The organism is Pseudoxanthomonas sp. CCNWLW251, from assembly GCF_037402255.1.
Lineage (GTDB): Bacteria > Pseudomonadota > Gammaproteobacteria > Xanthomonadales > Xanthomonadaceae > Pseudoxanthomonas_A.
On sequence record NZ_JBBEGA010000001.1, the window covers coordinates 229,873 to 247,820 of the forward strand.

Here is a 17,948-nt window from a genome sequence, read left to right on the forward strand (position 1 = left end):
CCAGTCGCCGGACGATCGGCAAGGAATCGCGGAGCCCCGGGAAACCCGCACGCGGATCCGGACGCATGGCCAGTTGCGGCAGACGCCCCGTCAGGACGGAAGCCCGGTGCGACCGCCACGCTGCGCCCTCCCCAACCCCAGGAGTTTTCCCCGAATGAATGCCGTTGCCGTTTCCTTCCCCACCCTGCCCGACCTGGACGCCCTCAAGCAGCGCCAGCAGGCCGCCTGGTCCAGCGGCAACTACGCCGTCGTCGGCACTACGCTGCAGATCGTCGGCGAACGCCTGGCCGAAGCGGTCGACCTGCGCTGGGACGAACGCGTGCTCGATGTCGCCGCCGGCAATGGCAATGCGACGCTGGCCGCGGCGCGCCGGGGTGGCCAGGTGGTGTCCACCGACTACGTGCCCGCACTGCTGGACCTGGGCCAGGCGCGTGCCGAGGCCGAGCAGTTGCAGGTCGCCTTCGCCGAAGCTGATGCCGAGGCCCTGCCCTTCGCCGACGCCAGTTTCGATGTGGTGCTGTCCACGTTCGGCGTGATGTTCACGCCGGACCACGCGCGTGCCGCTGACGAACTGACACGCGTGTGCCGGCCCGGCGGCCGCATCGGCCTGGCCAACTGGACGCCGGAAGGTTTCATCGGCCAGATGTTCAAGGTGCTGGGACGCCACATTGCGCCGCCTGCCGGTGTGCAGCCGCCGTCACTGTGGGGCACCACCGCGCACGTGCAGTCGCTGTTCGGCGACACGGCCGGCGCCATCGGCGTCACCGCGCGCATGTTCAATTTCCGCTACCGCTCGGCTGCGCACATGATCGACGTGTTCCGCACCTGGTACGGCCCGGTGCAGAAGGCCTTCCAGGCCCTGCCGGCCGACAAGGCCGCCGAACTCGAACAGGACCTGCACGCGCTGATGGAGCGCATGGATCGCGGCAACGGCAACGGCCTGGTCATCCCCAGCGAATACCTCGAAATCGTGGTCGTGCGCCGATGAAGGACCACGCGCGACTGCAGCGGCGCGTGCAGCGCTACGGCTGGGACCTCGCCGCTTCCCGTTACGACGCGCTCTGGCAGGCGCAGTTGTCGGACGCGCACCGTCGGCTGCTGGCACTCGCGCCGGCCGCGTCCGGCGAGTCGGTGCTCGATGTGGCCTGCGGCACCGGCGCGATGGCGTTGGCCGCCGCCGAGGCCGTTGGTCACGATGGCCGCGTGGTCGGCGTGGACATCGCCGAGCGCATGGTGGACGAAGCCAACGCACGGGCGCGGGCGCGCGGCCTGCAGCACGCGCGCTTCCTGCGCATGGACGGCGAATCGCTGGACTCCTCGGGCGTCGGCTTCGACCTGGCGTACTGCGCACTCGGCCTGATGTACATGCCCGATCCCGATCAGGCCATGCGCGGCATGCACGGTGCGCTGCGCCCGGGCGGCCGCGTGGCCGTGGCGGTCTGGGGCCAGCGCGCACGCTGCGGCTGGTCGCCGGTGTTTCCAATCGTCGACGAGGAGGTCGCCAGTGATGTCTGTCCGCTGTTCTTCCAACTCGGCCATGAAGGCATGCTCGCCGACCTGTGCACGCGCGCCGGCTTCGTCGATGCGGAGGAACACCGCGTGGAGGCGGTGCTGCGGTACGCCAGCGACGACGATGCCTGCGATGCGGCCTTCGTCGGTGGTCCGGTGGCGATGGCCTGGTCGCGCTTCGACGACGCGACCCGCCGGCGCGTCCGCACGCGCTACCTGCGCGCGATCCGGCCGTGGCGCGTCGGCGACGGCTATCGCATGCCGGGTGAGTTCGTGGTGGCCACCGCGCGCCGGCACGCGGGTTGACGGCCACCATGCGCGGGCGATCCCGGGCCCTGCGTCACGCTTGCGCGATGGTGCGCTGCAGCTTTCCCCTTTGACCAATGCCCCCTCGCGCGGGCGTGTGGCCCACTGCCGGCACTTCACACCGGAGGTGCCGTCGATGTCGAGCGCTGCGCTGCTGTGTCGTTCCCTCCCGCGCGTCCGTTTCCACCGCGCGGCCCTGCTGCTCTCCTCGCTGTTCCTGATGCTGGCCAGCGGCCACGCGCTGGCGCTGACCGAAGTCACCGGCTTCGGCAGCAATCCCGGCAACCTGCGCATGCACAAGGTCGTGCCCACCGGCCTGCCGGCGAACGCGCCCCTGGTCGTGGCCTTGCACGGCTGCGCGCAGTCCGCCTCCAATTACGATGCCGAGCCGGGTTGGGAGTTGCTCGCCAACCGCTTCAGCTTCGCCCTGCTGCTGCCCGAACAACAGACTGGCAACAACAGCAGCCGCTGCTTCAACTGGTTCGAAACCGCCGACACCACGCGCGGCCAGGGCGAACCGCTGTCGATCAAGCAGATGGTCGATCGCATGATCGCCGACCATGCGATCGATCCCGCGCGCGTCTACGTCACCGGTCTGTCGGCCGGTGGCGCGATGACGTCGGTGATGTTGGCCACCTACCCCGACGTGTTCGCGGGCGGCGCCATCGTGGCGGGCATTCCCTACCGCTGCGCGACCACCCAGACCGCGGCCTTCAGCTGCATGAATCCCGGCAGCGACCTGACCCCCGCGCAATGGGGCGCGAAGGTGCGGGCGGCCAGCAGCTGGACCGGGCCCTGGCCGATCGTGTCGATCTGGCACGGCGATGCCGACTACACCGTGCGTCCAGCCAACCTCGCCGAGAGCCTGGACCAGTGGGCCGACGTGCATGGCATCGACACCGTGGCCGACGCCACCGACACCGTCAGCGGCTATCCGCACAAGGTCTACAAGGACGCCACCGGCACCGCAAAGGTGGAGACCTATGTCATCACCGGCATGGGCCACGGCACGCCGGTGGACCCGGGCACCGGCGAAACGCAGTGCGGCACGGCGGGCGCCTACATCCTCGACGTGAACATCTGCTCCAGCTACCACATCGCCCGCTTCTTCGGCCTGGACAACCTGGACGGCGTGCCGCCGACCGTCGCCCTGACCTCGCCCGCCAACGGCGCCACCATCAGCGGCACGGTGACGCTGGCAGCCACCGCCAACGACGACATCGGCGTGGCGGGCGTGGACTTCCTGCTGGACGGTGCGTTGCTCGGCAGCGATGCCAGCGCGCCCTACAGCCTGGCGTGGAGCAGCAGCGGCACCAGCGACGGCGCGCACGTGTTGCAGGCGCGGGCATTGGACCTCGCCGGCAATACAGGCACCTCCACAGCGGTCAATGTCACCGTCAGCGGCGGGACCGGCGGCGGATCTCCGGTCACCGTGGTGTTCAACAACGAGGACGCCAACGATGGCTACGTGAAAGCCAGCGCCACCGGCAGCGGCGCGGCCGTGGGCACGCTGGAGGCGTACTACGGCCTCGCGATAGGACGCGGCACCGATGGCAACCACAACCGTGCGGTGCTGTCGTTCGATACCTCATCGCTGCCGGACAACGCCGTGGTCACGTCGGCCGCGCTGACGGTGGCCTACCGCAGCGCCAGCGGCGATCCGTGGAGCAATCCCGCCGGCAACACGCTGGTCGTCGACGTGCGCAGCGGCTGCCTCGGCGCATGCACCATCGAAGCGGCGGATTGGGCAGCCACCACGACCACGACCAACAGCGCGCAGGTGCCGTCCTTCAGCGGCGGCAACCAGACCAGCACCGTGTTCGATACCTCCGGGCGTGCGGCGATCAACCGCACCGGCCGCACCCAGCTGCGGCTGCGCTTCAACGCCAACCCGACCGCAACGCACTACCTGTGGATCGACAAGGGCGCCACCGCGAAACTGTCGGTCACCTACACGCTGCCATGACGGCGCCATCCTGCTGCCGCGTCATGGCGGCGGCAGGATCTTCCAGAACATGCCCGTGCCCAGCTTCACCGATTGCAACGGCTTGCGCCGTGCGGCGGGCTGGTGGGCGCGGAACATCTCGCGGATGTCACCCATCACCTTGTCCGATTCCATGAAGTAGGAATGCGCCAGCATGCTCTGGTCCACGCCGGAGACATCGATGGTGTCCACGCCGCTCACCAGCACCACGCCCTCGCTGGTGTCGCCGGCACGGGGCCCGCGATTGACCTGCCTGGACGCCTTCAGCGCCATGTCTTCGGACGAGGCGTACAGGGTCACATGGCCGCTGGCCTGCCGCAGGGCGGGCGCGAGCTCCTCGCGGAACACCTTCGCATCGATGTCGGGCGCGGCCAGGATGATGCCGCGGAAGCGCCCGCGCAGTTCCGGTCGCTTCGCCACCAGGTTGCGGATGGCCTGGGTGACGCCACGCGTGCCCATGCTGTGGCCGATGACGTAGAGGTTCTGCGCCCCCGAGCGGTCGGCCATGTCGGCCAGGAAGCCCTCGATCAGCGGCACCGAGCGCGCGATGGATTGTTCGTCGGTGAAATAGCCCGCCAGCGCCGCCTGCGACGGCCAGCTGTAGAACACCGGCGCACCGTCGAAGCGCAGGTCGTAGGCCAACTGCGCGGTGCGGCGCGCGGCGTCGCGGAAGCTGACGTTGTAGCCGTGCACGAACACGAACGCATTGCTGCCGCGTGATTCACCGACGCGCCCGTACAGCCTGGCAAAGAACGGGGCCTGTGCCAGCCGGTCGACCTCCTGCAGGATGATGTGCTGCTTGGGGTCTTCCTTGAACTCCATCAGGTACCAGCGCGGTGATTCCAGTTCACCGGGGACATGCGCCTTCGGGATGCTGATGCGTGCGGTGCCGTAGGTCAGCTGCCTTGCGACACCCGCGGTGAAGCGATCGCCCGGCGGCAGCGTGGCGAACGCGGTCGCCGGCATCCGGTTGGTGGCGTAGAACACGTCGACGTTGACGAAATCCGACCTCGGCGGCTTCGCGGACTGCGCGGCCTCGCGGACACGGGCGGCACGCTCGGCCGCCTGGCGGGCACTGTCGGCGGCGCGTTCCTGCTGGGCGCGGGCGGCGGCTTCAGCTGCGGCACGGCGGGCAGCCTCGATGCGCGCGGCTTCCGCGGCACTGCCCTGCGGTGGCGGTGGCGGTGGCGGTGGCGGTGGCGGTGGCGGTGGCGGTGGCGGTGGTGGCGGTGCAGGCACCGATGCCTGCTCCGGCGGGGGCGGCAACGACTCCCTGACACGTTTCGCACAGCCGGCCAGCACCAGCGCTGCCAGCATCAGGCAGAGAATCCGCCGCATCGATCACCCCATGGAAGGACGTCATGGGCACCCCTTCCCCCGGGGTCGCCCGACGCGACGATGGTATAGCAGCCGCGCCACCGGCCGCGAGCCGGGCACGCCGGCATTGCCGGGCCCGCGCACAGGCGGCATCCGCACCGTCGCACGGCCCTCGCAAATGGCTGTTTTCATGCCGGTTTCCCGCCGGCAACGGATGCGGGCTATCGTGTACGCCTGTGGAACGCCCATCGGCACGCCACGCCCCATTCCCGCCCCCAGGTGACCTTGTCCATGGCAAAACCCAACTATTCGTTCGAAAAACGCCAGCGTGAGCTGGCCAAGAAGAAGAAGAAAGACGAAAAGGACGCGAAGAAACGCGCCGAACGCGATGCGGCCCAGCCCGGTGCCGCCCCCGAGCCGGGCGCGCCCGACACCGCACCGGAATGACCGACGGCGCGGCCCCTGCCACCCAGGTATGGGTGGATGCCGATGCCTGCCCGGGGCCTGTCAAGGACATCCTGTTCCGCGCTGCGGAACGCGCCCAGGTGGAGGTCACCCTGGTCGCCAACCAGTGGCTGCGCACGCCGCCTTCCCGCTTCATCCGCTCGCTGCAGGTCCAGGGGGGCTTCGACGTGGCCGACGACGCCATCGTCGAACGCGCCCGGGCCGGCGACCTGGTCATCACCCAGGACATCCCGCTGGCGGCGCGCGTGCTGGCCAACGGCGCGCAGGCCATCGACCCGCGCGGCGAGCGCTTCACGCCGGACAACATCGCCGAACGCCTGTCGATGCGGAACTTCATGGAAGAGCTGCGCGGCGCGGGCGTGCAGACCGGCGGCCCGGCAACCTTCAATGCGCGCGACCGCCAGGCCTTCGCCAACCAGCTCGACCGCTGGCTGGCCGTACGGCGCTGAACCCGCCATGCCCGATGTCGAACTCCGCCCCCTGCTCCACATGCTGCTGCACGTCATCGTGCCTGTGGCCACTGCGCGCGTGTTCTGGCCGAAGGCGTGGAAACGCGCGGCCCTGTGGATGCTGGCCGCCTGGATGATCGATCTCGACCATCTGCTCGCCGACCCGGTCTACGCGCCGGGCCGATGCAGCATCGGCTTCCATCCGCTGCATACCTGGCCGGCGATGCTGGCGTATGGCGCGCTGGTCATTCCCCGGAAGACGCGCTGGTTCGGCGTTGGCCTGGTGATCCACATCGTGCTGGACGGCATCGACTGCCTGATGATGTGAAACGCGCGGCGCCTGCGTGTCCTACAGCGTCTCGCCCGGCAGGCGGCTCGCCTGCTTCACCCAGTCGGCGAGCTGCGCTTCGTTGAAATCCTCGTCCTCGCGCAGGTGCACGTAGCGTGTGTCCTGCGACTTCGAGGCTTCCGGTGGCACCGGTTGCAGGGATTGGCCGCGGAAGAAGGTGACCTTGAGATAGCGCTCGAAGCAATGGAACGACAGGAACCATCCCTCGGCATCCGGTGCGCCATAAAAGGGCGAATTCCATTTCACCGCCTTGCGCACGCCCGGCACGTGTTGCCCGACCAGCGCATCCAGGCGTTCGGCGATGGCGCGCTTCCAGCCGGGAATCGCGGCGAGATAGGCCTGCACCGGCGCATCGCCATCGCCTTTCGGGATCTGCGGATTGCCGCCGGACAGCAGCCGTGGCTTGGTGCTCTTGTCTGCCATGCGGGGCACCCTACTTGCGGGATTTTCTGCCCGTGTTGAAGGCGATCCCGGCACGGAACAGCGCCTTGAACGCAGGACCATCCAGCGTGTCGCGCTCGCGGATGTCGATGGCGCGACGCGTGCCGCCGTCGAGGCTGGCATTGAACAGACCGTCCGGATCCGCCAGCGACGCCCCATGCGCGAAGGTCAGCTTCACATACGCCTTGTAGACCTCGCCGGTGCACACCAGGCCGTCGTGCGACCAGGTCGGCACGCCGTGGGGATTGGTGGCCTTGACCCACTTCACGTCCTCCACGACATCGGGATCGGCCTGGTGGATCAGCGCACGCACGCGCGAGAGCATGTCGCCGCGCCAATCGCGCAGTTCATCGATGCGGGCGTCGATACGGCGCGCGGCGTCGCCGGTGTCCTGCGGTGTGGCCTTCGTCATGCGCGCGTCTCCTGTCACCGGGACGCGATGCTCCCATGCACGCCGGGCACGCTCAAGTCGCGGCGCAGCGCGCCTTCGCCAGGCGTACGCGATGCCAAGCCCGATCACCGACGGTGTTGCTCACCCCTGGAACACGGGCTCCAGCATCCGGAACGTTCCCGCGTCCGCGTCCATCTCCACCCTGCCGCCGACGGGCACGATGAACTGCTGGCGGATATGGCCGATCATCGCGCCGCGGTAGGCCGGGACCTTCAGCGGCTTGAAGTAATCGTCGAAGATCTGCGGCAGCGTGAGCGAGCCGTAGCCGTTGCCGGGATCGCAGTCGGTGCATTCGCCGAAGATCACCCCCGCCACCTTGTCCAGGGCGCCCATCAGCCGCAGCGTGCTGAGCATGCGATCGATGCGGTACGGCGCTTCGGACACGTCTTCCAGGAACAGGATCTTGCCGCTGAAATCCGGCAGGTACGGTGAGCCGGCCAGCGCCACCAGCACCGACAGGTTGCCGCCCACCAGTTCGCCCTGCGCCTTGCCGCCGGTGATGGTGACGGTGCGGTTCCTGCGCTGCACGAGCTCGTCGCCTTTTTCGGCCGTGTTCCGGTACTGCATCTGCTCGCGCTCGAAGAAGACGCGGCGGAACTGGTCGGCGTTGAAGGCATTCCAGCTGCCCGCGCCGATCGGACCATGGAAGCTCACCAGCCCGGCCTGCGACAGCAACGCATTGTGCAGCGCGGTGATGTCCGAATACCCCAGCAGCACCTTGGGATTGCGGCGGATCAGGCCGTAGTCCAGCAGCGGCAGCAGGCGCGCGGCACCGGAACCACCGCGCACGCAGACGATCGCCTTGACGTCCTTGTCGCCGAACATGGCGTTGAGATCGCCTGCACGTTCGCTGTCGCTGCCGGCCAGGTGCCCATGCCGTGCGGCGAAGTGCGGCGCCACCTTCACCTTCAACCCGAGCGCTTCCATCGCTTCCTGCGCCAGTTGCAGGTCGAGGGGATCGTCGGTGGCGCCGGAGGGGCTGACCAGGGCAACGGTGTCGCCGGGATTCAGCGCGGGCGGAAGCAGGCGCTTGCGCGGCGTGGCGGCGAAGGCGCGATGACTGCCTGCGATGGGCAGCATCAACGCCGTGGCGGCAAGCGCTGCCGTTCCGAGAAAGTTTCGCCTGTGCATTCAACCGCCTGTCGATCCGGATCCGCAGGCAGGGTAGCAACCCATGCCGCAGCCAACAACGCAGGCACAGTGCCGTGGTACCGGCGAAGCGCCGTCACGGACTCACGTCCGCCCCGCGCGGAATGCGTGGCTCAGCGCCGGCAGGTGTTCACGCCGATCAGGCGGTACAGCGGGCAGAAATTGAACAGGCCGGTCGCCAGCGGCACCACCCCGATCCAGGCCCACGCCGGTCCGCCGGTCGCGGCCCAGCCGATGAGCAGCGCGCCCACCACGATGCGGGCCCCTTTGTCGAAACCGCCTACGTTCGCTTTCATGTGCATGACCTCGCTGAGGGTGCGGACAGCATCGCGGACACGGCGGATCACCGCATTGATCGGGATCAACCACGCGCGTGATGCGGGCTGTCGATTTCCGCCGCGCCCGCTCGTCGTGGAAGAAAGGCGGACACCGGCGTCCGCAAGGAAACCCGACATGCGCAAGCTCATCGTGGCCGTCATGGCCAGCCTCGACGGCGTGATCCAGGCACCCGGCGGCCCGGACGAAGACCGCAGCGGCGGCTTCGCGCATGGCGGCTGGGTATGGCCCCATGCCGGCGACGGCGAGGTGATGGGGGGCGTGTTCTCGCGCCCGTTCGACCTGGTGCTCGGGCGCCGCACCTACGACATCTTCGCCAACTACTGGCCGCAGGTGCCCAGCGATGCCCCGCACGGCCACATCGCCGATGCGTTCAACAACGCCACCAAGCATGTCGCCACCCATCATCCGGACACGCTCGCGTGGCGGAACAGTCGTGCCCTGGGCACGGATCCCGTCGCCGCCCTGCGCAAACTCAAGCGCGGCGAGGGCCCGGACCTGGTGACGCAGGGCAGCAGCGACTTGCTGCATCAACTGCTGTCCGCCGATGTGGTGGACGAACTCCGCCTGCTGGTCTACCCGGTGCTGCTGGGCGACGGCAAGCGCCTGTTCGACGCCGGCACGCGGGCATCGGCATTGCGGCTGGCCTCGTCCGCGACCACGTCGGCCGGGGTGCTGGTCACGCACTACCTGCGCGATGGCGGGGTGCGTACCGGCGCGTTCGCTGGCCACTGAACACCCACTCCGCCCGCTTCACCGTGCCTTTCAAACGGCGCCGCGATGATCGCCCTGCCGTACTGCACCGCCACAGGAGAACCAAGATGATCCCCAAGAACACCCTATGCCTCTGGTACGACACCGACGCGCTGGACGCCGCGACCTTCTACGCCAGCATCTTCCCGGACAGCGAAGTGAAGGCCGTCCACCATGCCCCGGCGGACTTCCCGTCCGGCAAGGAAGGCGACGTGCTGACGGTGGAGTTCAGCGTCCTGGGCATCCCCTGCGTCGGCCTCAACGGCGGCAAGGCGTTCAAGCAGACCGAAGCCTTTTCGTTCCAGATCGCCACCGACGACCAGGAAGAAACCGACCGGCTGTGGAATGCCATCGTCGGCAACGGCGGCCAGGAAAGCGCCTGCGGCTGGTGCAAGGACAAGTGGGGCCTGAACTGGCAGATCACCCCGCGCGTGCTGACCGAAGCCTTCACCAGCCCGGACAAGGGCGTCGCCAAGCGCGCGTTCGAAGCGATGATGGAGATGCGCAAGATCGACATCGCCAGGATCGAGGCCGCGATCCGCGGCTGACGCTCACAGCCCCAGGTGGTCGATCAACGCGCGCCGCACGCGCTCGGCGTAGTCCTGCGACCCGTAGCAGCCGGCATCGAACACGCCGCCCGGGCCAGCGACCGCGGACAGGCCGGAGAACGTGGGCCGCGGCACGATGACGACCTGCCACGGCGCCTGGTCGTGGTCGGCGTCTTCGCTCCGGCGCACCTCCACGGCGGCCACGTTGGTGGTCGTCAGGCAGGTGGTGGTCAGTCGACCCCACGCCCGCCGCTGTACCACGATGGTGTGCGGCGAGTACTGCCAGTGATCGCCCCAGCCCGACAGCCCCGCACGGATGAACTGCAGGCCCACGTAGCCCGCACCGCCCACGATGACCGCGAAGAACGGGGTGGCGAGATTCAGCGGCCACAGCCCCCTGCCCAGCTCCCAGAGCGGCATGACGATGGCGAACGCGCCGGCGAGGACGCATCCCACGCGGATCGGCCACGGAAACTCGCGCTGCACCAGCGGCAGGTCGGAATCGAGGGTGGCAGCGGTGTCGTCGGCGGACATGACGGCATGGTAGCCAGAATCCCCGCGTTCGCATGACAGCGGCATGACACCTGCGTGCCGCCCGGACCGGCATGACCTCTGCGCCATGGCATCGCCGGGGGGATCGGTATACTCGGACCGGCTTGGCGGGTGCCCTACCCGCCCACGAATCACGGAGCGATGTCATGGGTCTTGTACAGGCGGTGGTGGGTGCGGTGGGTGGCGTGCTGGGCGACCAGTGGAAGGACTTCTACACGGTGCCGGCCGGCCTGCCGGCGACGGCGGCGCTGTTCGCCGCGGTGCCGCAGGGCACCAATGCCGGGCGCGGTTCCAACACCAGCGGCTCGACCAACATCATCACCAACGGCTCGAAGATCATCGTGCCCGAAGGCTACGGCCTGCTGCTGATGCAGGACGGCGCGATCACCGCGTTCGTCGCCGAGCCGGGCGGTTACGAGTGGCGCTCGGACGACATCAACTCGAAGTCGATCTTCGCCGGCGACGGCATCGTGTCGACCTTCATCACCCAGAGCTGGGAGCGCTTCAAGTTCGGCGGCCAGCCGGGCTCGCAACAGGCGGCGTTCTTCGTCTCGCTGAAGGAACTGCCCGAGAACCGATTCGGCACCCAGTCCGAGATCTACTGGGACGACGGCTTCCTCAACACCCAGGTCGGCGCGATCACGCGCGGCTCGTACACACTGAAGATCGTCGACCCCATCCTGTTCGTGAAGAACTTCGTGCCGGCGTCGTACCTGCAGCCAGGCAAGGTGTTCGACTTCACCGACCTGGACAATGCGGCCGCCGGCCAGTTGTTCAACGAAGTGGTCGGCTCGCTCGCCCCGGCCTTCAGCCTGTACACGAACGATCCGTCCAAGGGCAACCGCATCACCAAGATCCAGCAGGATTCGCTGGGCTTTGCGCAGAGCCTGTCCGCGGCCGTCGAGCAGGGTTACCAGTGGAGTTCCGACCGCGGCCTGGCCATCGTCAAGACCGCCATCGTCTCCATCGAATACGACGCCAACACCCGCGAACTGCTGAAGACCGTGCAACGCGCCGATGCACTGTCCGGCGCGCGCGGCAATTCCAACCTGCAGGCCAGCGTGGCCCAGGGCATCCAGTCCGCCGGCGAGACCGGCGGCGCGGCAGGCCTGGTCGGCGTGGGCATGGCCTCGGGCATGGTGGGTGGTGTGGGCGCGCTGCAGCAGCCGGTGGCCCCGGCGGCACCGGCCGCCGAAGATCCGGTGGCCAAGCTGCAGAAAGCCAAGCAGATGCTCGACCTCGGCCTGATCACCCAGGCCGACTACGACGCACTGAAGGCAAAGGCACTGGGCCTGTAACCGGAACCGCACACCGCCCATGTCCACCCCGCATCGCCCGGCGCCCCCGCCGTTGCCGCCGGCTCCTCCTGCAGGCCCGGGTTCGCCGCAGGAGGTTCCACCGTTGCCCGGGAGTTTCCCGGTCGACCCCGCCACCCTGCCCGACGCCATCCGTGAGGAACTGGAAGCGCCCGATCCGGTCGCCATCGACACCGCCTCGGCCGAGCTGAAGGACGGGCAGAACCACTGCCCGAAGTGCGGCGCCACCGACATCCGCCACAAGCTGGGCAGCGATGTGCTGGTATGCCTGTACTGCCGACACGAATGGGTCGGCGCGCGCGTCGAGGAGGCATTCGGTTTCGGCCAGGGGCATGCGGACCTGCGCGGCACGATCATCGCCTCCGGCGCGCGCGACATCGCCGCCGATGCCGCCGTCCTGATGACCTTCAAGTGCACCGGCTGCGGCGCCGAGGTGACCGTCAACACCGGGAGCGCGATGACCGCGCGCTGCCACTGGTGCCGCCACGTGTTCGGCGTGAACGAACAGATCGCCAACGGCGCGGTGCCGGATGCGGTGCTGCCGTTCCACATCAAGAAGGACGATGCCGTCGCGCGCATCCGCCAGTTCGTGGACAAGCGGCGGATGTTCGCGCTGAAGGCGTTCAAGGAGCAGTTCACGCCGGAAAACGTCGTCGGCGTGTACCTGCCCTACATGATCGTGGACGGCAACGCGAGCGCGGAGGTCGCCGGCAAGGGCGAGATCCTCACCCGCACCTACACGCGCGGCACCGACAAGAACAAGAAGACCTACTACGACGCCGACGTGTACCAGGTGGAGCGGGCGGTGGACTTCACCGTGGACGACCTGCCGCTGGAATCCTCCACCGAGCGCGGCAACCTCGATACGCGCGTCAACACGCAGAACATCATCAACACCATCCTGCCGTTCGATACCAAGAACGCGGTGAAGTGGAACGCATCGTACCTGTCGGGCTTCACGTCCGAGAAGCGCGATACCGATGTGGAGCAGCTGCGCCCGCGCCTGGAAGACCAGCTGCTGTCCATCGCGCGCGCGCAGGTGGAAGGCTCGGTGCACCGTTACGACCGGGGCGTACGCTGGGAACAGGAACGTCTTGAAGTCCATGGGACGCGCTGGGTGTCCATGTACCTGCCGGTGTGGCTGTACTCGTACCACCAGCCGGGCAGCAACGGCGGCATGCTGCACTACATCGCGGTCAACGGCCGCACGGGCGAAACCATGGGCAGCGTGCCGGTGCAGCACTGGAAGCTGCTGCTGGCCGCGCTGACCGTGGGCACATTCCTGGAGGGCATCGCCCTCGCGATCATCTGGGCGGGCGCATGAGCGACGACAGCGGTCTATGGCTGCTTGCACTGGGTCCGGCGGGCGCCAGCGCCCTGTACTGGGCGCTGTACCGGTATTACCGCAATACCGACAAGTCGCACGCCTTCGAGCGCGAGACGGAGATCGTGGCCAAGCCGGTGACCGGCGCGGACCGCAAGGTCGACGAGGTCAAGGGCACCCAGCGCACCCGCATCGATGGCGACAACGTGCGGGCGTATCGCCAGCGGGTGCAGAGGGTGCGCGACGACGCCAGCCCATCCTAGGGCGGGCTCAAGCCCGCCATTGCGCGACAAGGCGGCGCGCCAAGGCACGCCGCCGCGCATCAGCGCCCGCACAACTTCCGTACATTGCCGCTGCGCTGCGTGTACTCGTGCCAGACATGCATGCGATCAACGCGTCGTGTGTTTACCACGCACGATCTACCTCTGCGCTCACCCCTCATCCGCCCTCCGGGCACCTTCTCCCCGCCAGCGGGGAGAAGGAGACGAGCCACGCTGCGTGCTGTTCCCTTCTCCCCATAAAACGGGAAGAAGGAGACACACATTGTTCCCTTCTCCCCATAAAACGGGGAGAAAGAGACACACATTGTTCCCTTCTCCCCGTGAAACGGGGAGAAGGTGCCGAAGGCGGATGAGGGGCGCTTTACCGTCCGCACACACGATGCGCAAACACGGCCCCACGCACAGTGCAGGCGTCACCGTCCGAACAACCCGCGATGCTGCCTTCCGAGGTGACACCGACGGCGAAGCAAGCGGTGGCCCACAACGCGTTATCGGTCCGGGGATTCGGGTTCGTCATGACCCATTTCCTTATGGGGCGTCACCGGGAATGCCGGACAGGCAGTCCTCCATCCACGGTTCCGCCAACAGCGCGTCGCGCTGGTCGTCGGCCATGGGCACGGCCTGGTAGTAGGGGAACCAGGATCCGTCCGCGCGCGTCAGGTTGGAGAGCCTGCCATCACAGAGCCGCAGCGGCTTGTCGATGCGCTGCCAGCCGTCCTCGCATTCGGTATCGGTCTCGGCGCTCTGACGACCGCACACGTGCGTGCGCCGGGCCTCCGTGGACGAGTCTGCGTGCGCGACAATCCTGCCTGTGTACTCTTTTCCGGAGGCGAAATGAAACCAGGTGCCGCAGATGCGGCTGCCACGTTGCAGCAGCACGTAGCGACTACATTCCTCGGGTGCGGTCGTGCCTGGGCACGCCGCCCATTCCCCCGCGAACGCGCCGCTTGCGGCAACTGAGGCGGCGACTGCCTGCACCTCCGACCGTTCGCGCGTCGCGGCAGGGGCCGCTTCGCTGCCCGCCTGCCCGGCGCGCATTCCCGTGCATGCCACCAGACCCAACAACGCCCCCATCGTCCATCTACGCATCCAGAATCCCTCCCGATCAGCGTTGACCGATGCTACGACGCGATCCCATCCCCCACAACCGCATGCACTCACGGACGTGATGAACCGCTTCAGGTTGAAGATAACGACGACGCGTCATGACGCGAGTTGCTGCATGCGTTTACCGCACCGGATGCTGTGCTTCGCCAACACGATGTTCCGTAAGGCGGGCTCAAGCCCGCCATTGCGGACCGTGCGAGATCGCGTTGCCACATCGACGAACACCGATGCGATGTTCCGCCGAGCAACCCTGCGGCGGAGGCATCCACACGGCGTCAGCGACCGAACAGCTTCATCGCGTTGCCGCTGCGGATCTTCGCTTTCTCTTCATCGCTCAGGTCCAGGCGGTCCAGCGCCTTCACTGTGGCGTCGAGGCTGATCTGCGGGTAGTCCGAGCCCAGCAGCACGTGGTCCATGCCCACGTTGCGCAGGGTCCAGAGGAATTCCTCTTCCACCGGCGAATCAGCCACCACCAGCACGGTGGCGGAGATGTCGAAGTAGAGGTTCTCGAAGCCGAAGCCGTCGGCGGTGCGCGCGAGGGCGAGGATGTTCCAGAAGCGGAAGTTCAAGCCGCCGATGTGGGCGAGGATGAACTTCGTCTTCGGCACGCGCACCACCAGGTTGAACAGTTTTTCGCTGTCACCGGCCAGGATGTTGGCGTTGTCCATCAGCACGGCGATGCCGAGTTCGCCGGCCTTGCGCACGAGGGTTTCCACGCGCGGGTCGGCGACGTCGAAGCCCTGGGTGTGGGCGTGGATCTTCAGCACCTTCACGCCGGCGGCGGCGACGCGGGCCAGTTCGGCCAGGGCCGCGTCGCCGTCGTACGGGTGGACGGTGGCGATGGGCAGCACGTCGGCATGCGCGGCCGCCAGCGCGATCACGCGGTCGTTGCCGGCGCGGATCTTCGCCAGATCGCCCTGCCGGGCCTGGTGCGGGCCACCGAACCACATCACGCCGATGCCGGAGAGTTCCAGGCCGGCGGCGCGGACGGTTTCGCGGTACTCACGCAGCGAGGCTTCGCCGTCGCGCAGATGGACGTGCACGTCGAATACGGGTTCGGCGGCGGTGGCGGTGGCGGTGAACAGGCAGAGGGACAGGGCCAGCGTGCGCAGCATGCGTTGTCTCACAACAAAGGGATGCGCGTAGGGTGCCACGGACACGCGGACGACGCTCTCTTCACAACATTACGTCGGCATCCTTCACCGCGTTGGCCGGGTCGATGCAGCCCGTCCCGTCTACGAAAACTCCAATCCGGCACGGGGGCGCGCGCGGTGCGCCGTGCGGTAGGCCGTCGGCGTGTAGCCCGTCGCGATCTTGAACGCGCGATTGAACGGACCCAGCGAGGCGAAGCCGGCGTCGCCGCTGATGTCGAGGATGGTGGCGTCGTCGCCTGCATCCACCAGCCGGCCGCAGGCGTAGGCGATGCGGTGGCGGTTGATCATCTGGTTGAAATTCTTCTCGCCCAGCGTCTGGGTGATCAACCGGCTCAGCTTGTGTTCGGCCGTGCCCAGCCGGTGCGCCAGATCGATCACCTTCAGCTCCGGCTCGCGGTAGACCTGCACCACGTCCAACTGGTGCTGCAATGCGCGCAGCAGGCGGATTTCTTCCGCGCCCGGCGGACTGGCCGGCGCACGCTCGGCCGGCGGCGCGTCGGTCACCGGCCACGGCACGTGGCGGCGGCGCCACAGCGCGCCGTGGGTGAACAGGATCATCGCCATCGCACACAGCGGAATCACCCCACCCCGCACCTCCGTCAGCAACGGCCAGGTCGCGGCCAGCGCGCCCGTCAGCGTGGTGGTCAGCACGCACGCGGCGAACAGCAGCATGAAAGCCAGTCGCAACCGGCGTTCGGCGCGCGGCAACGACGCCCAACTGCCGCGCAGTGCTTCCAGAAAGGTCAGCACCAGCAGGGTGGAACTGGCCAGCGTCAGCAGGCTGCCCAGTCCAAACGCCCAGGGTGACGCCGCGCCCTGCCCACCCAGCGTGGCGCCGCGGTACGCGGCAATCAGCAGCGCCACGCCGGCCGCGGCCAGCACATGCACCCGGCCCACACCGCCCTCACCGCGGAACAGTGCCCGCGACACCAGCCAGAACCCGTTGCACGTCGCGCTGCCACCGATGGCAACCGCCCACACCATCCAGGTCGGCGCGCCTTCCATCCACGGCGCCATCAGCGAGAGCGCCATCGAGCCGCTCACCACGGCAAAGATCACCTCGGCATCGCGCTTGGGGCGTTGCCACAGCAGCACCAGCAATGAGGCCACCGCCACCGTGACGGCGACGCCCGTGGTGATGGTCGGCCAGCTCGGCATGGTCGCGTCCTCGTGGAGTCCGCCACAGCGTGCGGCCCGGGGCGCCCCGCGCCAACCGCCATCGGTCACGGCCGCCGCCGGAGGACACGCCGAATCACCGTGCACGATCCGGCTGGCCGATTTCCGAATCGGCGAGACGGCCCCCGCAGGCGCCGCGCACGGTGACGCTCCCTTCCCCGGAGTCTTGCCATGACGGCGTCTGTTCCCCTCCCTCCGCCATCCCGCCTGCTGTCGCTCGGCGCCACCGCCTGGTTCATCGCCGCCACCGTCGGTCAATGGGCGTTCGTGGCGTTCATCGTGCTGTTCTTCGGCGGGCCGATGCTGGGCGGCGATCTGTCGCCGCTCAACGCCAAGCCGCACGTCACCGGCTATGTGCCGGGAGATGTCGTCGGGAACCTGCAGTTCGTCGGTCACGCGCTGCTGGCCGGGCTGGTGACCTTCGCCGGGGCCTGGCAACTGGTGCCGGCGCTGCGGCGGCGTTGGCCGCATCTGCACCGGTGGAACGGGCGGGTGTTCCTGTCGGTGGCGCTGGTGGTCACGCTGACCGGCTTCTGGCTGGTCTGGGTGCGCGGGTCGCAGTTGGGGCCGGCCAGCAATCTGTCGATCTCGTTGAACGGACTGCTGATCGTGGTCTTCGCGCTGCTGGCCTGGCGCAGTGCGCGGGGCAAGGATTTCGCGGCGCACCGGCGGCATGCGCTGCGCGCGTATCTGCTGGTGAACGGGGTGTGGTTCCTGCGCATCGGCATCATGCTGGCCGGGCTGGTGCTGACGCCGTTGGGCATCAAGATCGATTACACGGGCGCGCCCTTCATCCTGGTCAGCTTCGGCAGTTGGATGGTGCCGCTGGTGGTGCTGTCGCTGTACTTCGCCGCAGAGCGTTCGCGCCATGCGGGGGTGAAGGTGGCGATGGGCGGCCTGCTGGCGCTGCTGGCCTTGCTCACCCTGGCCGGCAGCGTGGCCGCGATGGTCTTCATGTGGTGGCCGGTGCTGTAGCGCCCA

Annotated in this window: 21 protein-coding genes; 12 read left to right on the top strand and 9 right to left on the bottom strand. The window is 68.3% G+C overall.

All coding sequences use genetic code 11. The annotated features are described in order from the left end of the window. The first annotated feature begins 154 nt into the window (after positions 1 to 154). The 3 genes from WBN46_RS01005 to WBN46_RS01015 all read left to right on the top strand — a co-directional run bounded on the left by WBN46_RS01005 (position 155) and on the right by WBN46_RS01015 (position 3,781). Entirely contained in the window at positions 155 to 988 is an 834-nt protein-coding gene (locus tag WBN46_RS01005) for a class I SAM-dependent methyltransferase (protein ID WP_337729936.1), read from the top strand. Continuing rightward, a complete protein-coding gene (locus tag WBN46_RS01010) occupies positions 985 to 1,815 on the top strand; it encodes a class I SAM-dependent methyltransferase (protein WP_337729937.1) in 831 nt (276 codons plus the stop codon). The genes WBN46_RS01005 and WBN46_RS01010 overlap by 4 nt, the downstream gene beginning before the upstream one ends. 136 nt (positions 1,816 to 1,951) lie before the next feature. After that, entirely contained in the window at positions 1,952 to 3,781 is a 1,830-nt protein-coding gene (locus WBN46_RS01015) for a PHB depolymerase family esterase (protein WP_337729938.1), read from the top strand. Between the two features lie 21 nt (positions 3,782 to 3,802). On the opposite strand, the gene WBN46_RS01020 is transcribed toward WBN46_RS01015, so the two are convergent. After that, positions 3,803 to 5,137, bottom strand: coding sequence for an alpha/beta hydrolase (locus WBN46_RS01020; protein ID WP_337729939.1), 1,335 nt, complete (start codon positions 5,135 to 5,137; stop codon positions 3,803 to 3,805). A gap of 270 nt (positions 5,138 to 5,407) precedes the next feature. On the opposite strand from WBN46_RS01020, the gene WBN46_RS01025 reads away from it, so the two are divergent. From WBN46_RS01025 to WBN46_RS01035, 3 genes are read left to right on the top strand one after another with little or no spacing between them, the layout of a single operon-like run. Next, positions 5,408 to 5,563, top strand: a complete 156-nt coding sequence (locus WBN46_RS01025) for a hypothetical protein (RefSeq protein WP_337729940.1) — start codon at positions 5,408 to 5,410, stop codon at positions 5,561 to 5,563. Further along, on the top strand, positions 5,560 to 6,030 hold the full coding sequence (locus WBN46_RS01030) for a YaiI/YqxD family protein (protein WP_337729941.1): 471 nt from the start codon (positions 5,560 to 5,562) through the stop codon (positions 6,028 to 6,030). Before WBN46_RS01025 ends, WBN46_RS01030 begins: the two co-directional genes overlap by 4 nt. Positions 6,031 to 6,037: 7 nt before the next feature. Continuing rightward, entirely contained in the window at positions 6,038 to 6,358 is a 321-nt protein-coding gene (locus tag WBN46_RS01035; RefSeq protein ID WP_337729942.1) for a DUF6122 family protein, read from the top strand. 21 nt (positions 6,359 to 6,379) lie between these two features. On the opposite strand, the gene WBN46_RS01040 is transcribed toward WBN46_RS01035, so the two are convergent. The 4 genes from WBN46_RS01040 to WBN46_RS01055 all read right to left on the bottom strand — a co-directional run bounded on the left by WBN46_RS01040 (position 6,380) and on the right by WBN46_RS01055 (position 8,716). Then, complete coding sequence (locus WBN46_RS01040; RefSeq protein WP_192200996.1) at positions 6,380 to 6,802, bottom strand: DUF1801 domain-containing protein; 423 nt, start codon at positions 6,800 to 6,802, stop codon at positions 6,380 to 6,382. Positions 6,803 to 6,812: 10 nt separating this feature from the next. Then, positions 6,813 to 7,232 (bottom strand): DUF1801 domain-containing protein, encoded by a 420-nt coding sequence (locus WBN46_RS01045; protein WP_337729943.1) that lies wholly within the window; start codon positions 7,230 to 7,232, stop codon positions 6,813 to 6,815. 120 nt (positions 7,233 to 7,352) lie between these two features. Next, positions 7,353 to 8,351, bottom strand: coding sequence for an LD-carboxypeptidase (locus tag WBN46_RS01050; protein ID WP_337729944.1), 999 nt, complete (start codon positions 8,349 to 8,351; stop codon positions 7,353 to 7,355). 182 nt (positions 8,352 to 8,533) lie between these two features. Continuing rightward, complete coding sequence (locus WBN46_RS01055; protein ID WP_192200993.1) at positions 8,534 to 8,716, bottom strand: DUF2892 domain-containing protein; 183 nt, start codon at positions 8,714 to 8,716, stop codon at positions 8,534 to 8,536. Positions 8,717 to 8,873: 157 nt separating this feature from the next. Between WBN46_RS01055 and WBN46_RS01060 the strand changes: the two genes are divergently transcribed. Together WBN46_RS01060 and WBN46_RS01065 are read left to right on the top strand one after the other, a co-directional pair. Further along, a complete protein-coding gene (locus WBN46_RS01060) occupies positions 8,874 to 9,491 on the top strand; it encodes a dihydrofolate reductase family protein (protein ID WP_337729945.1) in 618 nt (205 codons plus the stop codon). 86 nt (positions 9,492 to 9,577) lie between these two features. After that, positions 9,578 to 10,057, top strand: coding sequence for a VOC family protein (locus WBN46_RS01065; protein WP_337729946.1), 480 nt, complete (start codon positions 9,578 to 9,580; stop codon positions 10,055 to 10,057). Between the two features lie 3 nt (positions 10,058 to 10,060). Here the strand turns inward: WBN46_RS01065 and WBN46_RS01070 are convergent, their stop codons facing one another. Next, positions 10,061 to 10,591 (bottom strand): hypothetical protein, encoded by a 531-nt coding sequence (locus WBN46_RS01070; protein WP_337729948.1) that lies wholly within the window; start codon positions 10,589 to 10,591, stop codon positions 10,061 to 10,063. 164 nt (positions 10,592 to 10,755) lie between these two features. On the opposite strand from WBN46_RS01070, the gene WBN46_RS01075 reads away from it, so the two are divergent. From WBN46_RS01075 to WBN46_RS01085, 3 genes are read left to right on the top strand one after another with little or no spacing between them, the layout of a single operon-like run. Beyond that, positions 10,756 to 11,907, top strand: coding sequence for an SPFH domain-containing protein (locus WBN46_RS01075; protein WP_337729949.1), 1,152 nt, complete (start codon positions 10,756 to 10,758; stop codon positions 11,905 to 11,907). 19 nt (positions 11,908 to 11,926) lie between these two features. After that, a complete protein-coding gene (locus WBN46_RS01080; protein WP_337729950.1) occupies positions 11,927 to 13,249 on the top strand; it encodes a TFIIB-type zinc ribbon-containing protein in 1,323 nt (440 codons plus the stop codon). Continuing rightward, positions 13,246 to 13,512 (top strand): hypothetical protein, encoded by a 267-nt coding sequence (locus WBN46_RS01085; protein ID WP_337729952.1) that lies wholly within the window; start codon positions 13,246 to 13,248, stop codon positions 13,510 to 13,512. The genes WBN46_RS01080 and WBN46_RS01085 overlap by 4 nt, the downstream gene beginning before the upstream one ends. Before the next feature lie 546 nt (positions 13,513 to 14,058). Here WBN46_RS01085 and WBN46_RS01090 read toward each other — a convergent pair. The 3 genes from WBN46_RS01090 to WBN46_RS01100 form a co-directional block, all read right to left on the bottom strand. Beyond that, positions 14,059 to 14,619 (bottom strand): hypothetical protein, encoded by a 561-nt coding sequence (locus WBN46_RS01090; protein ID WP_337729953.1) that lies wholly within the window; start codon positions 14,617 to 14,619, stop codon positions 14,059 to 14,061. A 293-nt stretch (positions 14,620 to 14,912) separates the two neighbouring features. Beyond that, positions 14,913 to 15,752: an amidohydrolase family protein gene (locus tag WBN46_RS01095; RefSeq protein ID WP_337729954.1), complete on the bottom strand. Its 840-nt coding sequence runs from the start codon at positions 15,750 to 15,752 to the stop codon at positions 14,913 to 14,915. A 120-nt stretch (positions 15,753 to 15,872) separates the two neighbouring features. Beyond that, positions 15,873 to 16,949: an AraC family transcriptional regulator gene (locus WBN46_RS01100; RefSeq protein ID WP_337729955.1), complete on the bottom strand. Its 1,077-nt coding sequence runs from the start codon at positions 16,947 to 16,949 to the stop codon at positions 15,873 to 15,875. Between the two features lie 189 nt (positions 16,950 to 17,138). On the opposite strand from WBN46_RS01100, the gene WBN46_RS01105 reads away from it, so the two are divergent. Then, positions 17,139 to 17,942: a DUF2306 domain-containing protein gene (locus WBN46_RS01105; protein ID WP_337729956.1), complete on the top strand. Its 804-nt coding sequence runs from the start codon at positions 17,139 to 17,141 to the stop codon at positions 17,940 to 17,942. Positions 17,943 to 17,948: the final 6 nt, after the last annotated feature.

Coding starts and splice junctions, on each gene's coding strand:
- WBN46_RS01005 (WP_337729936.1), top strand. CDS start 155: ATGAATGCCGTTGCCGTTTCCTTCCCCACCCTGCCCGACCTGGACGCC.
- WBN46_RS01010 (WP_337729937.1), top strand. CDS start 985: ATGAAGGACCACGCGCGACTGCAGCGGCGCGTGCAGCGCTACGGCTGG.
- WBN46_RS01015 (WP_337729938.1), top strand. CDS start 1,952: ATGTCGAGCGCTGCGCTGCTGTGTCGTTCCCTCCCGCGCGTCCGTTTC.
- WBN46_RS01020 (WP_337729939.1), bottom strand. CDS start 5,137: ATGCGGCGGATTCTCTGCCTGATGCTGGCAGCGCTGGTGCTGGCCGGC.
- WBN46_RS01025 (WP_337729940.1), top strand. CDS start 5,408: ATGGCAAAACCCAACTATTCGTTCGAAAAACGCCAGCGTGAGCTGGCC.
- WBN46_RS01030 (WP_337729941.1), top strand. CDS start 5,560: ATGACCGACGGCGCGGCCCCTGCCACCCAGGTATGGGTGGATGCCGAT.
- WBN46_RS01035 (WP_337729942.1), top strand. CDS start 6,038: ATGCCCGATGTCGAACTCCGCCCCCTGCTCCACATGCTGCTGCACGTC.
- WBN46_RS01040 (WP_192200996.1), bottom strand. CDS start 6,802: ATGGCAGACAAGAGCACCAAGCCACGGCTGCTGTCCGGCGGCAATCCG.
- WBN46_RS01045 (WP_337729943.1), bottom strand. CDS start 7,232: ATGACGAAGGCCACACCGCAGGACACCGGCGACGCCGCGCGCCGTATC.
- WBN46_RS01050 (WP_337729944.1), bottom strand. CDS start 8,351: ATGCTGCCCATCGCAGGCAGTCATCGCGCCTTCGCCGCCACGCCGCGC.
- WBN46_RS01055 (WP_192200993.1), bottom strand. CDS start 8,716: ATGAAAGCGAACGTAGGCGGTTTCGACAAAGGGGCCCGCATCGTGGTG.
- WBN46_RS01060 (WP_337729945.1), top strand. CDS start 8,874: ATGCGCAAGCTCATCGTGGCCGTCATGGCCAGCCTCGACGGCGTGATC.
- WBN46_RS01065 (WP_337729946.1), top strand. CDS start 9,578: ATGATCCCCAAGAACACCCTATGCCTCTGGTACGACACCGACGCGCTG.
- WBN46_RS01070 (WP_337729948.1), bottom strand. CDS start 10,591: ATGTCCGCCGACGACACCGCTGCCACCCTCGATTCCGACCTGCCGCTG.
- WBN46_RS01075 (WP_337729949.1), top strand. CDS start 10,756: ATGGGTCTTGTACAGGCGGTGGTGGGTGCGGTGGGTGGCGTGCTGGGC.
- WBN46_RS01080 (WP_337729950.1), top strand. CDS start 11,927: ATGTCCACCCCGCATCGCCCGGCGCCCCCGCCGTTGCCGCCGGCTCCT.
- WBN46_RS01085 (WP_337729952.1), top strand. CDS start 13,246: ATGAGCGACGACAGCGGTCTATGGCTGCTTGCACTGGGTCCGGCGGGC.
- WBN46_RS01090 (WP_337729953.1), bottom strand. CDS start 14,619: ATGCGTAGATGGACGATGGGGGCGTTGTTGGGTCTGGTGGCATGCACG.
- WBN46_RS01095 (WP_337729954.1), bottom strand. CDS start 15,752: ATGCTGCGCACGCTGGCCCTGTCCCTCTGCCTGTTCACCGCCACCGCC.
- WBN46_RS01100 (WP_337729955.1), bottom strand. CDS start 16,949: ATGCCGAGCTGGCCGACCATCACCACGGGCGTCGCCGTCACGGTGGCG.
- WBN46_RS01105 (WP_337729956.1), top strand. CDS start 17,139: ATGACGGCGTCTGTTCCCCTCCCTCCGCCATCCCGCCTGCTGTCGCTC.